Origin of the sequence: Ruania rhizosphaerae (genome assembly GCF_009805705.1) — a bacterium.
In the GTDB taxonomy this organism is placed as follows: Bacteria; Actinomycetota; Actinomycetes; order Actinomycetales; family Beutenbergiaceae; genus Ruania; species Ruania rhizosphaerae.
In genome coordinates, this window is sequence record NZ_VSMB01000008.1 from 21,442 (window position 1) to 35,688 (window position 14,247).

General features: G+C 70.2%; 18 protein-coding genes. 17 read left to right on the top strand and 1 reads right to left on the bottom strand.

Features of this window, described 5'->3' with window-relative positions; translation table 11 throughout:
* Positions 1-76: 76 nt before the first annotated feature.
* From FV560_RS12005 to FV560_RS12085, 17 genes are all read left to right on the top strand, one after another.
* Entirely contained in the window at positions 77-487 is a 411-nt protein-coding gene (locus FV560_RS12005; protein WP_159621785.1) for a GntR family transcriptional regulator, read from the top strand.
* Entirely contained in the window at positions 484-1,365 is an 882-nt protein-coding gene (locus tag FV560_RS12010; RefSeq protein WP_159621786.1) for an ATP-binding cassette domain-containing protein, read from the top strand. The genes FV560_RS12005 and FV560_RS12010 overlap by 4 nt, the downstream gene beginning before the upstream one ends.
* A complete protein-coding gene (locus FV560_RS12015; protein WP_159621787.1) occupies positions 1,362-2,048 on the top strand; it encodes a hypothetical protein in 687 nt (228 codons plus the stop codon). The genes FV560_RS12010 and FV560_RS12015 overlap by 4 nt, the downstream gene beginning before the upstream one ends.
* Positions 2,049-2,059: 11 nt before the next feature.
* On the top strand, positions 2,060-2,995 hold the full coding sequence (locus FV560_RS12020; protein ID WP_159621788.1) for an ABC transporter ATP-binding protein: 936 nt from the start codon (positions 2,060-2,062) through the stop codon (positions 2,993-2,995).
* Positions 2,992-3,783, top strand: a complete 792-nt coding sequence (locus tag FV560_RS12025; protein ID WP_159621789.1) for an ABC transporter permease — start codon at positions 2,992-2,994, stop codon at positions 3,781-3,783. Before FV560_RS12020 ends, FV560_RS12025 begins: the two co-directional genes overlap by 4 nt.
* 236 nt (positions 3,784-4,019) lie before the next feature.
* Complete coding sequence (gene rpsP / locus FV560_RS12030; RefSeq protein ID WP_159621938.1) at positions 4,020-4,499, top strand: 30S ribosomal protein S16; 480 nt, start codon at positions 4,020-4,022, stop codon at positions 4,497-4,499.
* A gap of 2 nt (positions 4,500-4,501) precedes the next feature.
* Positions 4,502-4,741, top strand: a complete 240-nt coding sequence (locus FV560_RS12035; protein ID WP_159621790.1) for an RNA-binding protein — start codon at positions 4,502-4,504, stop codon at positions 4,739-4,741.
* Between the two features lie 111 nt (positions 4,742-4,852).
* Positions 4,853-5,389: a ribosome maturation factor RimM gene (rimM, locus tag FV560_RS12040; RefSeq protein WP_235020091.1), complete on the top strand. Its 537-nt coding sequence runs from the start codon at positions 4,853-4,855 to the stop codon at positions 5,387-5,389.
* Positions 5,386-6,639 (top strand): tRNA (guanosine(37)-N1)-methyltransferase TrmD, encoded by a 1,254-nt coding sequence (gene trmD, locus FV560_RS20720; protein ID WP_159621791.1) that lies wholly within the window; start codon positions 5,386-5,388, stop codon positions 6,637-6,639. Before rimM ends, trmD begins: the two co-directional genes overlap by 4 nt.
* A gap of 193 nt (positions 6,640-6,832) precedes the next feature.
* Positions 6,833-7,189, top strand: coding sequence for a 50S ribosomal protein L19 (rplS, locus tag FV560_RS12050; protein WP_159621792.1), 357 nt, complete (start codon positions 6,833-6,835; stop codon positions 7,187-7,189).
* Between the two features lie 74 nt (positions 7,190-7,263).
* Positions 7,264-8,037, top strand: a complete 774-nt coding sequence (gene lepB / locus FV560_RS12055) for a signal peptidase I (RefSeq protein WP_159621793.1) — start codon at positions 7,264-7,266, stop codon at positions 8,035-8,037.
* A complete protein-coding gene (locus FV560_RS12060) occupies positions 8,034-8,798 on the top strand; it encodes a ribonuclease HII (RefSeq protein ID WP_420853370.1) in 765 nt (254 codons plus the stop codon). Before lepB ends, FV560_RS12060 begins: the two co-directional genes overlap by 4 nt.
* Positions 8,799-8,805: 7 nt before the next feature.
* Positions 8,806-9,111, top strand: a complete 306-nt coding sequence (locus FV560_RS12065; protein WP_159621795.1) for a DUF2469 domain-containing protein — start codon at positions 8,806-8,808, stop codon at positions 9,109-9,111.
* A gap of 81 nt (positions 9,112-9,192) precedes the next feature.
* Positions 9,193-9,558 carry a YraN family protein gene (locus tag FV560_RS12070; protein ID WP_200837643.1) on the top strand — a complete coding sequence of 122 codons (366 nt, stop codon included), beginning with the start codon at positions 9,193-9,195 and terminating at the stop codon, positions 9,556-9,558.
* On the top strand, positions 9,558-11,096 hold the full coding sequence (locus tag FV560_RS12075; RefSeq protein WP_159621797.1) for a YifB family Mg chelatase-like AAA ATPase: 1,539 nt from the start codon (positions 9,558-9,560) through the stop codon (positions 11,094-11,096). Before FV560_RS12070 ends, FV560_RS12075 begins: the two co-directional genes overlap by 1 nt.
* Entirely contained in the window at positions 11,089-12,267 is a 1,179-nt protein-coding gene (gene dprA, locus FV560_RS12080; RefSeq protein WP_159621798.1) for a DNA-processing protein DprA, read from the top strand. Before FV560_RS12075 ends, dprA begins: the two co-directional genes overlap by 8 nt.
* Before the next feature lie 70 nt (positions 12,268-12,337).
* Positions 12,338-13,306, top strand: a complete 969-nt coding sequence (locus FV560_RS12085; RefSeq protein ID WP_159621799.1) for a tyrosine-type recombinase/integrase — start codon at positions 12,338-12,340, stop codon at positions 13,304-13,306.
* 6 nt (positions 13,307-13,312) lie between these two features.
* Here FV560_RS12085 and FV560_RS12090 read toward each other — a convergent pair whose 3' ends face one another.
* Positions 13,313-13,993, bottom strand: coding sequence for a M23 family metallopeptidase (locus FV560_RS12090; RefSeq protein WP_200837644.1), 681 nt, complete (start codon positions 13,991-13,993; stop codon positions 13,313-13,315).
* Positions 13,994-14,247: the final 254 nt, after the last annotated feature.

Here is a 14,247-nt window from a genome sequence, read left to right on the forward strand (position 1 = left end):
ATCCGTCGCACGGCTTGACGCATCTCGAGTTCTCTGGTTCATTAGTCGAGTAATGAACCAGAGAACGGAGGTCGGCGTGTTCGACGGACGGGATCCGATCTACGTGCAGATCGCTGACCAGCTCCGCAGAGACATCGTCGCGGGACGGCTTCAGGACGGTGACCAGGTGATGTCCACCACCCAGTACGCCCAGACCTACCGGATCAACCCGGCCACCGCCGCCAAGGCGTTCACCGAGCTGGTGGACGAGGGGGTGCTCTACAAGCAGCGCGGCATCGGGATGTTCGTCGCCGAGGGTGCCCGGGAGCGGTTGCGAGCCGAGCGCCGGCGGGCGTTCTACGCCGAGCGGCTCGACCCTCTCCTCGACGAGGCCCGTTACTTGGGCCTGAGTACTGACGACCTGGTCCGCTACCTGACCGGACCGACGGGCAGCGACTCCACCGGCGACGACCACGCCATCAACGACCCGATCGAAGGACAGTCATGACGACCGGCTTCTCCGTCACCGTCCGTGACCTCAACGTGAGGTACGGGCGCACCAGCGCCGTTCAGGACGCGACGTTCGACCTCGAGCCCGGGGGCATCTACGGCCTTCTCGGGCGCAACGGCTCCGGCAAGACCACGGTGATGTCGACCATCGCCTCGCTCCGACCCGCCTCTGGCGGGGAGGTGCGGGTCGACGGCGAGGATCCGTTCGAGAACGAACGGGTCATGGCCGGCGTCTGCCTCGTCCGCGAGGCGGGGGACATCAGCCCCGACATCAAGGTTCGCGCCAACCTCGACTACTTCGCCCACACGTGGCCGACGTGGGACGCCGACTACGCCGACGAACTGGTCGACGTGTTCGAGCTCGACCGGAAGAAGGCACCACGTCACCTGTCCCGTGGCCAGCGCTCCGCGCTGGGGGCTGTGGTCGGGCTCGCCTCGGGAGCGCCGCTGACGATGTTCGACGAGGTCCACCTCGGGATGGATGCGCCCACCCGGTATGCCTTCTACGACGCACTCCTGGCTGATGTTATCGACCACCCGCGCACGGTCATCCTCTCCAGCCATCTGATCAGCGAGGTGGAGAAGCTGTTCGATGGCGTGGTGATCCTGGACCGGGGCTCGGTCCTGCTTGCCGAGGAGGCCGACCGGCTGCGTGGGCGCGGGGCGACGTTCACGGGAGAGCGGGAGGCCGTTGACGCCCTCACTGCCGATCTGACGGTGCTGGCCACCCGCGAACTCGGCCGCGTCCGCGAAGCCACCGTCTATGGCGAGATCGACGCCGCCACGACCGCCAAGGCCCACGCTGCCGATATCGCGATCGGCGCCGTGGGCCTGCAGGACCTCTTCGTCCACCTCACCCGGAAGGAATCGACGTGATCGACAGTGAGGCCCACCGGGCCCCTCAATGGCTGCGAGTGACGGGGCGCATGTCCCGCGGACTCGTTCCGAACACGCTCTGGTTCTGGTCGGTCTGCCTTCTGCTCGGGGCGGCCGCGATCTGGATCCTCCAGCGCTTCACCGATGGACCGGCCTTCTCCATCATGTCCCTGCTCCGCTACGGGTTGATCTGGTATCCGTTCTCAGCCGCGCTGATCCTGGTCAGCCTGATGCTCGGTATCCACGTGGCAGCGGGCCAGACACGGCGGTCCTTCCTCATCGCGTCGCTTCTCTCATGGGCGGGCTACGCGATCGTCAACGGCCTGTTGCTGGCAGCGGTGATCGCGATCGAAGGCCAGGTCTACGACGACTACGGGTGGGCGCACCGTTCCACCAGCGAGGGTGTCCTGCCCGGACTGGCGCTGAGTCTCGGCGCCTACCCACTGATCGTGCTGGCCGGCGCCGTGTCCGGGCTGCTTGTCGGCCTGAGCTACTACCGCTTCGGGCCGTGGATCACTCTGGCACTGCCGCTCACCTGCGCGCCGGCCGTGCTGGCCACTGCGCTGGTGGCCTCGCCGGTTCCGATCGCGGGCATCGCGGTGGCGACCACGCTCGCAGCCGGAGTGGCCGTGCTGCTCGGACGGCGCATACCCATCCGCACCACCAATCCCGCATGGACCTGAGGAGGGCGGCCATGAGCGAGTCGATCGTGGAGATCGCGAACCTGCACAAGCGGTACGGCGGCACGCAGGCCGTCGCTGATGTCAGCCTCGAGGTGCGGCGGGGCGAGATCTTCGGGATCCTCGGCCCGAACGGCGCCGGGAAGACGACCACCGTCGAGCTACTGGCCGGCCTGCGTCAGGCCGACGGCGGGACGATCCGGGTGCTGGGCGTCGATCCCCAGCGTGATCCGGCGGCGATCCGGGAGAGTCTCGGCATCCAGCTCCAGGCCTCGCGGCTCCCGGCGAAGATCCGGGTCGCGGAAGCGCTCGAGCTCTACGCGTCCTTCTACGCCGACCCGGCCGATCCGGCTGAGCTGATGGCACGGCTCGGCCTGACGTCCAAGGCGGCGACGGCCTTCGCCAACCTCTCGGGCGGTCAGCAGCAGCGTCTGTCCATCGCGCTCGCCCTCGTGGGGAACCCCGAGGTAGCGGTGCTCGACGAGCTCACCACCGGCCTCGACCCACAGGCGCGGCGCGATACCTGGGCGCTGATCGAGCAGGTGCGCGACCGGGGGGTGACGATCGTGCTCGTCACCCACTTCATGGACGAGGCGGAACGTCTGGCCGACCGGCTCGCCATCATCGACGAGGGCCGGGTGGTCGCCCACGGCAGCCCGGCCGAGCTCGTGGCCGCCGGTGATGACGACCGTACCTTCCGGATGCGGTTGCCGGCCGAGGTCGCGGTGTCCCCGGTGCTCGACGCCCTCGCTGCCCTGGCGCCCGTGCACACGGTCACCGAGGTGGCCGACGAGATCGAGGTCAGCGGCAGCCGGCGGGCGCTTCCCGCCGTCGTGCTCCACCTTGCCGAGCGAGACATCGTCCCGGACGAGATCCGGACCCTCACCCGCACCCTCGAGGACGTGTTCGTCGAGGTGACCCAGGCGCACCCGGACGGAGTGAACGCATGAGGACCACGACATCGACCACGGCGCGCCGTGTGGTCCCGCGAGGATTCGGGCGTCTGCTGGGCACCGAGACCCGGCTCTTCGCGCGCGACCGAGGATCGGTCTTCTTCACCCTCGCCTTCCCTGCGCTGGTGATGGTGGGGGTCGGGCTGGTGATCCCCGGGATGAACACGTCGATCACCGAACCCGGTCCGTTGCAGGGCTACTCGACTATCGTCGTCATGCTGCCGGCCATCCTGGCGACGGCGATGGCCACCCCGGCGCTGACGGCCGTTCCCGTCTTCATCGCCAACTACCGGGAGCAGGGGGTGCTCACCCGGCTCTCCACCACGCCGATGCCGTCGGCCGGCGTGCTCGTGGTTCACCTGATCATCGGTGTCGCCGCGTTCATCGTCGCGGCCGTGCTCGCACTGGCGTTGGCGGCGGTGGTGTTCGGCATCCCGATGCCGCGATCGCCCGGGGTGACTGTGCTCGCCGTCGTACTCGGCGCGGTGGCGATCTTCGCCGTCGGGCTCGTGCTCGCGGCGCGAGTGAGCAAGGGCAGTACGGCGCAGGGCCTGGGGATGCTGCTCTACTTCCCGATGCTGTTCTTCGCCGGCCTGTGGACACCTCGTCCGATCATGCCCGACGGCCTCGCGGCCGTGGCCGCGTGGACACCCCTGGGAGCGGCGAGCCAGGCGATCGAGGAGGGCTGGTTCAGCACCCAGATGCCCTGGCAACAGCTCGCGGTGATGGTCGCCTACGCGGTCGTGGGAACTGTGCTGGCAGCTCGACTGTTCCGTTGGCGGTAGGCCGGATCCCGCCCGGTGCCTCGGGCAGATCTGGCCCGCTGCAGGCGCCGTGTCGCAGGGCACACTGCCGCCGAGTAGTGCTCGGGTCCTCGCATCTGGCAGAATGACCCGCTGTACTCGTAGGTGCCCGGCCCTCTCACCGGACAGCCCGCGCGTCCCGAGTTTCGCAGACCGCCTGCCCCCACGGGTTTGGTCGGCGTGCTCATCCTCACCACGAACCAGGAGTGACCACCACAGTGGCAGTCAAGATCCGACTCAAGCGCCTCGGCAAGGTCCGGGCGCCGTACTACCGCGTCGTCGTCGCTGACTCTCGTAAGAAGCGCGACGGGCGAGTCATCGAAGAGATCGGGAAGTACCACCCGACCGAGCACCCTTCCCTCATCGACATTGACGGTGAGCGGGCCCGCTACTGGCTCGGGGTCGGCGCCCAGCCGTCCGAGCAGGTGCTGGCCCTGCTCAAGGTCACCGGCGACTGGCAGACGTTCAAGGGCCTGCCGGGCGCCGAGGGCACCCTGCAGACCAAGGGCGTCTCCGCAGAGGCCGCCGCCGAGGCGGTCAAGGCCGCCGAGGCCGACGCCGAGCTGCGCAAGGCCAAGGCTGCCGAGGCCAAGGAAGCCGAGGCCAAGAGTGCTGAGGCCGAGAAGACGGCACCAGCCGAGGAGGCCCCAGCAGAGGAGCCCGCCGCCGAAAGTGACGCCGAGCAGGCTGACGCCTGATTATGCTCTCTGACGCGCTCGAACACCTGGTCCGCGGCATCGTGGACAACCCGGACGACGTGCGGGTCACCTCCAAGGCGCTGCGCCGGGGTGAGCTGCTCGAGGTCCGCGTCAACCCGAGCGACCTGGGTCGCGTGATCGGCCGGTCCGGGCGCACCGCGGGTGCGCTGCGGACTGTCGTCGGGGCACTGTCGACCGACGGGCCGGTCCGGGTGGACGTCGTGGACGTCGACCGCCGGTGACTGTGACCTCGGGCCCGCCCATGCACCAGTGCGTGGGCGGGCCCGAGGCATGTCCGGGCCACGGTTCCCGCCCGGATCCGAGGCGCACCAGAATGGAAGGTGACTGAATCCGTGAGCTCAGGTATCGACGACGCCCCCCGGCTGGTGCGAGTCGCCACGGTAGGTACCGCCCACGGTCTGCGTGGGGACGTCCGGGTCACCGTGCACACCGACGATCCGGAGGGCCGGTTCAGGGTCGGATCCTGCCTGAGGACCGAACCTGAGGCCCGGGGTCCGTTGACGGTGGCGGCGATGCGTCATCAGCAGCAGCACTGGTTCCTCCGGTTCGACGGAGTGAACGACCGGACCGCGGCCGAAGCGCTGCGGGGTGTCGAGCTGTACGCCGCCGCCGACGTGAGCGAGGACGAGGCCTGGTATCCGTTCCAGCTGGAGGGCCTGCGGGCCGAACTGCCCGATGGCACCGAGCTGGGCCTCGTCGCCGGGGTCCAGCACCTGCCTGCTCACGATCTGCTCGTCCTGGTTGAGACCGGCGGTGCCCGCACGCTCGTCCCGTTCGTCAGCGAGATCGTGCCGGAGGTCGATGTGCCCGCAGGCCGGATCGTCCTCGATCCGCCACCAGGGATGCTCGCCGACGAGGATGAGCGATGAACGGCCGGATCGACATCGTCACGATCTTTCCCGGCTATCTCGCACCGCTCGGCCTCTCCCTCGTCGGCAAAGCCCGGTCCGAGGGTGTGCTCGATGTCGGTGTGCACGACCTGCGGGACTGGACGGCCGACCGTCACCGCACGGTCGATGACACCCCGTTCGGTGGCGGTGCCGGGATGGTGATGCGTCCGGACGTGTGGGGAACGGCGCTGGACGACCTCCTGCTCGCCGAGGCCGACTCCCGCACGCTCGTCCTGCCCACCCCGGCGGGGGAGAGGTTCACGCAGGAGATGGCCGAGGAACTCGCGCTGCTGGTATGCGCTGGCGGGCAGATCGCTGTCGCCTGTGGACGTTACGAGGGTATCGATGCGCGGGTGGCCGAGCACTACGCCAACAGAGACGACGTCACCGTCCGGGAGGTCTCGATCGGCGACTACGTTCTCAACGGCGGGGAAGTGGCCGCACTCGTGATCACCGAGGCTGTGGCCCGGCTGCTGCCCGGGGTGATCGGCAACCCCCAGTCGCTGGTGGAGGAGTCCCACGGGTCGGCTGGCCTCCTGGAGTACCCCGTGTACACGAAGCCGCCCTCGTGGCGCGGGCTCGACGTCCCGGAGGTCCTGCGTTCGGGTGACCACGGCCGGATCGGCACCTGGCGACGGGCGCGAGCCGTCGAACGGACCGCCCGACGGCGTCCCGACCTGCTCGCCCGGCACGCCCCTCCTCAGGTGCGACAGGCGAAGGCGATCGACGCCGAGGCGATCGCCGATGTGGCCGCCCGCACCTTTCCGCTGGCGTGCCCACCGCACCTGAGTGCTGCGGACGCCGGGGACTTCGTGGCCGAGCAGCTCGATGCGGCCGCCTTCCGCCGGTATCTCCGGTCCCGGGATCGAGACGTGCTCGTCGCCGAGGTCGCGGGCGCCGTGGTCGGCTATGCGATGCTCGTACGCGGCCGACCCACTGCACTGGACGTGTTGTCTGCAGTCTCGGCCGAAACCACAGCCGAGCTGAGCAAGTGCTACGTCCTGCCCGAGCATCACCGCACCCAGGTCGCTGCGGAGCTGATGGCAGGCACGCTCGAACAGGCGAGGCAACGGGGCGTGCGCGCCGTCTGGCTGGGCGTGAACCAGGGCAACGAGCGGGCCCAGCGCTTCTACCGTAAGCACGGCTTCACCCGCGTGGGGACTAGGCAGTTCACGGTCGGCAGCAGCGTCCAGTCCGACTATGTGATGGAGCGCACCCTCGAGTCGTGAGGTGGCCCGCGAATTTCTCCTGCACCACTCGCTGTGGCAGACTAGTGCGGTCGCGCGTGGGTTTCGCGGCGCCTCTGCCACAGGGGAGGTGCTGATCCTCGGCCCATCATGCGCGCCCCAGTCGATACTCGGCGGCTCCGTGCCGCCCAGATATGCGCGGGTGACCTGTGGCAGCCGCGGAAAGGCAATGATCATGAACACCCTGGACGCCGTCGACGCCACCTCGTTGCGCAGCGACATCCCCGACTTCCGCGCCGGTGACACCCTCAAGGTGCACGTCAAGGTCGTGGAAGGCAACCGGTCCCGTATCCAGGTCTTCCAGGGCGTCGTGATCGCTCGTTCCGGAGCCGGCGTGCGTGAGACCTTCATCATCCGCAAGGTCTCCTTCGGTGTCGGCGTGGAGCGCACATTCCCGCTGCACTCCCCGACGATCGACCACATCGAGGTCGCCAGCCGCGGTGTGGTGCGTCGCGCCAAGCTGTACTACCTGCGCGACCGCCATGGCAAGGCCGCCAAGATCCGCGAGCGTCGCGAGACTCCGTCCGCCTGACCCTTCGGTGATCGGGTGCCTGTACCGGTGCCCTTGATCGCGGGGTTCGCCCCGCTCGAGGAGAACGGCGGAACATGGGCAGCGAGCACGATGCTGAGGACGCCCGGGAGGTGCGGGCGACCGAGGCTGCCGACGGCGACGACACACCGTCCCCGGAGCTGCGGGGACGGCCGCGGAAACGGCGTCGTCACCCGGTGGTGGCGTTCTTGCGTGAGACCGTGGTCGTGCTCGTCTCGGCACTCGTGCTGTCCGTGGTCATCAAGACCTTTCTCGCGCAGGCGTTCTACATCCCGAGCGAGTCGATGGAGCACACGCTCGAGGTGGGTGACCGACTGGTCGTCAACAAGCTCACGCCTGGCCCGTTCGACCTCGAACACGGCGACATCGTTGTGTTTCTCGATCCGGGTGGGTGGCTGAGCTCCGTTCCTCCGGACGATCCGAACGCGGTCGAGCAGGTCCTGACCTGGATCGGGGTCCTGCCCGAGCACGCCGACGAGCACGTCATCAAGCGGGTCATCGGCCTGCCCGGTGATCAGGTGGTGTGCTGCACCGATCAGGGGCAGATCACGGTCAACGGTGAAGCCATCACCGAGCCGTACGTCGCCGACGGGGCCGCGCCGAGCGACGTCGAGTTCGACGTGGTCGTCCCCGAGGGCCATCTGTACGTGCTCGGCGACAACCGGCCGCACTCGAAGGACTCGCGCTACAACGGAGGGTCGGTGGGCGGTGGGTTCGTACCTGTGCGTAATGTGGTGGGAACCGCATTCGTGATCACCTGGCCCCTGGATCGCATCACATGGCTGACCGACCCCGACGAGACCTTCGCCGACGTTCCCGACCCGTCGTGACCTCACGGCCGCCAGGTCGTGAGCTCGAGCGTGAGCTGCTCGCCAGCACGCCGCTGGTCGCCGGGATGGATGAGGTGGGCCGTGGCGCGTTGGCCGGCCCGGTGTCAGTGGGGGTCGCCGTCGTGGATGCCACGACGGGACGCATTCCGGTCGGACTGCGTGACTCCAAGCTCCTGCGGCCGCACGTGCGCGAGCGGCTGGTCGCCCCGATCCGGCGATGGTCCGTGGCCAGTGCTGTCGGGCATGCCGAGCCGGAGGAGATCGACCGGATCGGCATCATCGCCGCGTTACGCCTGGCCGGGTCGCGGGCACTGACCACGCTGGCCGAGCGCGGCATCGAGCCCGGAGTGGTGATCCTCGACGGTTCGCACGACTGGCTGACCACCCCGGCTCATCTGCCACCACCGGAGCGCCCCGCACCTCCTGTGCGCACCCAGGTCAAGGCCGACCTGCGTTGCGCGGTCGTCGCGGCAGCGAGCGTGCTCGCGAAGGTGGAGCGCGACGGATTGCTCGTCGAAGCGCACGAGCGGTACCCGGCCTACGGGTGGGCGGGCAACAAGGGGTATTCAGCCCCGGAACACCTGGAAGCGCTGGCCACCCACGGTGCATGCCTGTGGCACCGCCGGAGTTGGTCGCTACCCACCGGACCACGGCCGGTGGCCCAGACGCTGCCGTTGGATGCCCTGGCGACGCCGTCTGCCGGCGCGGACAGGCTCGCCGACGTACCGCCGGAAGCCTCCGGGCCGGCGGAGAGTGCATGATGGTCTCGTGAGCAGTGAGGACCTGGAGAACTACGAGACCGACATGGAGCTCGCGCTCTATCGCGAGTACCGGGACGTGGTCGGGCTTTTCTCCTATGTGGTGGAGACCGAGCGGCGCTTCTACCTGGCCAACCACGTCGATCTGCAGGTGCGATCGGCTGGAGGTGAGGTCTTCTTCGAACTGACCCTGGGCGATGCCTGGGTCTGGGACGTGTACCGCTCGGCGCGGTTCGTGAAGTCGGTACGGGTCGTGACCTTCAAGGACGTCAACGTCGAGGAGCTCGCGAAACCGGATCTGGAGCTGCCGGGCTGACGCCCGGCGTCCCGTCGTCCACAACCCCCTCCTGGGGCCCCGGCACCGGGGAGCGCTGACCACCACTCTGGCCAGCAGGAGGTGGTCGCCATGGCGGCGAAAGACGACGTCGGACGAGCCGGTGAAGAACTGGCAGCGGCATGGCTCGCACGTGCGGGCCTGGAGGTGCTGGACCGGAACTGGCGGTGCCGGCTGGGTGAGATCGATCTGGTGGCTAGGGACGGCGACGATCTCGTGATCGTCGAGGTGAAGGCCCGGCGGACGCTCACCTTCGGTCATCCGGCCGAGGCGGTCACGACGGCGAAGCTGCAGCGGTTGCGTCGCCTCGCGGCGCACTGGGTCGCTGATCATGAAGTCCGCGCCAGCGGCCTGCGCATCGATGTCCTCGCGATCTGGTGCCCCGACGGGGCGCGGGCGCGGGTGCAGCATCTGCGGGGGGTGAGCTGATGGCGGTCGGGACGACGTTCTCCGTTGCCCTCGTCGGGCTCACCGGCCACCCGGTGGAGGTGGAGTCGATGCTCACACCCGGCCTGCCGCACGTCCAGGTGATCGGACTGCCGGATACGTCGGTGGGGGAGTCGCGCGAGCGGGTGCGAGCCGCCGTCGTGGCCTGCGGGCTGACCTGGCCCATGAGCCGGCTGGTGATCAGCCTGCGCCCGGCGTCGCTGCCGAAGACCGGGTCGGTGCATGATCTCGCGATCGCCGTCGCCGCACTCGTCTCGGCCGGTCAGGTGCCCGCCGGCCTTGTCCGGGACCGCGTGCACCTGGGCGAGCTCGGCCTGGACGGACGGGTGCACCCGGTCGCCGGAATATTGCCGGCGGTCGCGGCTGCCGTCGAGCACGGTCATCGGGAGGTGGTGGTGCCTGAGGCCAACGCTGACGAAGCGCAGTTGGTTCCCGGGGCACGCGTGACGTCGGTGGCACATCTGGGTCAGCTGGCCGAGCAGTACGGAGTCGGCGCGGTCGCCGCCCCCGCTCATCGACCGCGCGTACCGCGTCCTGCGACCCCGGCGCCGGCTCAGGAGCCGGATCTCGCCGACGTCATCGGTCAGCCGGAGGCGCGCCAAGCGCTGGAGGTCGCCGCCGCCGGCGGGCATCACCTGCTGATGGTCGGCCCACCGGGAGCCGGCAAGACGATGCTCGCCTCCCGGCTACCGGGCCTACTGCCCGACCTGACCGAACCGGAGGCCGTCGAGGTGACCTCAGTGCATTCGGTGGCGGGAACCTACGACCCGGCGACCGGGCTGATGCGTCGTCCGCCCTTCGAAGATCCCCACCACACTGCCACCCAGGTCGCATTGGTCGGCGGCGGCAGCGGGCTACCCCGGCCCGGTGCGATCTCCCGTGCCCACCGCGGTGTGCTCTTCCTGGACGAGGCTCCCGAGTTTCGCAGCCAGGCCCTGGAGAGCCTGCGGCAGCCGCTGGAGAGCGGCCACCTGGTGGTCGCCCGAGCGCGTGGCACCGCACGGTTCCCGGCCAGGTTCCAGCTGGTCCTGGCGGCGAACCCCTGCCCGTGCGGCCGGGCCACCGGACGGGGGCAGGAGTGCACGTGCAGCCCCATGGCACAGCGCCGCTACTCCGCGCGGCTGTCCGGACCGCTCCTGGACCGGATCGACATCCAGCTCCAGGTCGGTGCTGTCACGCGTGCCGACCTGCTGGCTCCCGAGCCCGGGGAACCCAGTCGGGTGGTGGCCGAGCGGGTGCGCCTCGCCAGGCGTCGGCAGGCGGAGCGGTGGCGGCGCCAGGGCTGGCGCACCAACGCCGAGGTACCCGGAAAGGAGCTGCGGGACCGCACGCGGGCAGTCGACCCGCGTGCGCTCACTCCGTTGGAGCAGGCGCTCGAACGGGGCGCCCTGACACTGCGGGGGATGGACCGGATCGTCAGGGTCGCGTGGACGCTCGCCGACCTGGCCGGGTGTGAGCACCCGGGACAGGACGAGGTTGGAGCAGCCCTGGCGTTGCGGATGCGGGGTAGCCATGGGTGAGCAGTGGAGACCGACGTCCGGCGAGGATGTCCTCGCGCGGATCGCGTGGAGCCGTCTCACCGAGCCCCGGGACAGGGCGGCGGGTCTTCTCCTGGCGGCCCTCGGCGCCGTCGAAGCGTTGCACTGGCTCGACCGTGCCCGCCGTCCCGCCGGCCGGGCCAGGGCGTTGGCCGAGGTGTCCGGGATCGACCCGGAGGTCGATGCGATCGCTTGGGGTCGGGCGGTCGCCCGCTGGGAACCCCGCCTGCGCGACCTCGACCCGCGGCGAGAGTTGCAGGTCATCACCCGCCTCGGCGGCTCGGTGCTGGTTCCCGGGGATCCTGCGTGGCCTCCGGGACTGGACGATCTCGGTCCAGAGGCACCTCACTGCCTCTGGGCCCGGGGAGATCCGGCGCTACTGGCCAGGCCCGCGGTCGCCGTCGTCGGCTCACGCGCGAGCACACCTTACGGCAACCATGTGTCCGCCGAACTGGTCGCCGGCCTCATCGACGCGGGCCGGGCGATCGTCTCCGGCGGTGCCTTCGGCATCGACGCTGCGGCGCACCGCGCCACCCTCGCCCTCTACGGCACACCCGTCGCGGTGATGGCCGGTGGACTCGACAGGTTCTACCCGGCCGCCAACGCCGCGATGCTCGCTCAGGTGGCACAGGACGGCGTCGTGGTCAGCGAGGCTCCGCCCGGGACCGCTCCGATGCGCCAGCGATTCCTCTCGCGTAACCGCCTCATCGCGGCTCTCGCCGGCGCGACAGTCGTCGTCGAGGCCTCGTGGAGATCCGGTGCCCTGAGCACTGCGCACCACGCCCTGACCATCGGCCGGCCGCTGGCGGCCGTCCCGGGGCCGATCACCTCGGCCGCGTCGGCGGGGTGCCACCGGCTGCTTCGGGAAGGGGCGGAGTGCGTCACTGCGGCCTCGGAGGTGGTCCAGCTCCTCGCTCCGCTGGGTAGCGTGGCGGACCAGATGCGGGATGTACCCGCCGGGCTGCTGGACGACCTCGACCAGGGTCAGGCTCAGGTGCTCGACGCCCTGCCCGCCAGGGCCGCAGCCGATGTGAGTGCGCTGGTGCGCGCCAGCGGCCTGGCGCAAGCGCAGGTTCGATCGGCACTGGGTTACCTGGAACTGGCCGGCCGCGTGCGGCGCGACGGCCCACGATGGCGGCGGGCCGGCACATGAGCGTTGCCTCGCCCGGGGAAGTCGCGTGCCGCTACGGCGGTCGCGGCGCCCTCAGTGCGAAAGTGGGCCCATGGCAGCCCACGAGCGCGACCGGATCTCGCAGCGCCCGGGCGATGCGCGGCTGCTCGATGCGTTCGAGACGGCGTTGGTGGCTCAGCGCGGGCATTCCGAGCACACGGTGCGTGCGTACGTGGCGGACGCGCGGTCCCTGCTGGCGGTCCTACCTCCGCGGGCGGATGTCGAGCCGGAGACCACAGACCTGTCCGATCTGGACCTGAGTGCCTTGCGCGGCTGGCTCGCCGGGCAGTCCTCCCGGGGCCTGGCACGGGCGACGTTGGCCCGTCGCGCGGCCGCGGCCCGGGCCTTCACCGCATGGGCCCACCGTGCCGGCCATCTGGATGTCGACCCTGGTCTTCGCCTACAGGCGCCGAGACCTGACTCGATGATCCCCGAGGTGCTGGAGATCGACGAAGCTGCCGCCGTGCTCGACCTCGCCCGCTCCCGAACCTGCACCGAGGACGGGCGGACCGACCCGGTAGCGGTGCGCGACTGGTGCGTCCTTGAGGTGCTGTATGCCACCGGAGTGCGAGTCGCGGAGCTGGTCGGTCTCGATATCGGCGATGTCGACCACCATGACCGCCTCGTCCGGGTGCTGGGCAAGGGCGGCAAGGAACGGATGGTCCCGTTCGGCGTTCCTGCGGCCCGGGCGCTCGACGCCTGGTCCCGGGTGCGCACGCAATGGCCCGTCCAGGGGCCCGATGCCGGTGCCGCCCTGTTCCTCGGCCTGCGCGGGGCACGCCTGGGGTCGCGTCAGGTCCGAGACCTCGTGCACCGGATCACTGCTGCTGCGGGCGTACGGGACCTCGCCCCCCACGGCCTCCGGCACTCCGCCGCGACCCACCTGCTGGCCGGGGGGTCCGACCTTCGCTCGGTGCAGGAGGTGCTCGGCCATGCGTCGTTGTCCACCACACAGCGGTACACACATATCTCGGCCGAGCGTCTCCGGTCGGCCTTCAGCCAGGCGCACCCGCGTGCCTGAGTCCGGTCACCGGACCGGGTACAGCCGGATCTGCACGGGCGTGAGCAACTGCATCGGATCGAGATAGACACCGGCGGCGTTGCGCAACCCCCAGTGCAGGCAGCCGGAGCAGTGCCCGCCGGCGGCGAGAGTCCCGATCAGTTCGCCCACCCCGACGACGTCTCCAGCCTGGACATCCGGCCGGACAGGCTCGTAGGTGGTCCGCAGGCCGCCCGGATGCTCGACCACCACCAGCGGCCGGTCGACCACGACACCGGCGAACGTGACCTCCCCGGAACCGGCGGCATGCACTCCGGCGCCGGCTGCGGTGGCGATGTCGACACCCCGGTGCCCGGCCGCCCACGGGGCCGGGGGAGGGTCGAATCCGCGGACGACGGCGTCTGCAGGGTCCAGGGGTGGCGGCTGTATCGGCCATGTCCAGGTTCCAGGTGGTGACAGCTCGCCGGTGGCCCGGCCGGCGGCGGGGACGGCGTAGCCAGATCCGGCGGTCAGCGTCACCAGAGAGGTCAGTACCAGCAGGAACGCCAGCATGAGCCGCACGCCCAGCAGGTGCCGCAGGTGCCGCAGGGTGCGCTCCAGCAGCACCGTGGGCGCACCACTCGATGCGGCCAGGTCGGTGGGTGCGATACGGGCCGGGAGGTGGCGAGTGGTCGAGGCGTGCTCAGGGGGTGCGGGATGAGTGGACATGATGCCCAGCACATCCGCTCGGGCGGGGTGGCGCTCAGGTGCCGGGGGAGGGCTGTGGATCATCGATCACCCGGGCCGTGGCGATGACTCGTGATCGCGGGCGATCGGGTATCATCAGACCCGCAGGCGGTGCGCCCACGGGCAAACCGCCTGACATCGCGCGCTCACCTACCGGCCAAGCCGGGGTCGCGGTGCGAGGTCCGGAGAGATCCGGTGCCCGCGGCCGTGAGCACCAGGAATACCAGCAACCTCCA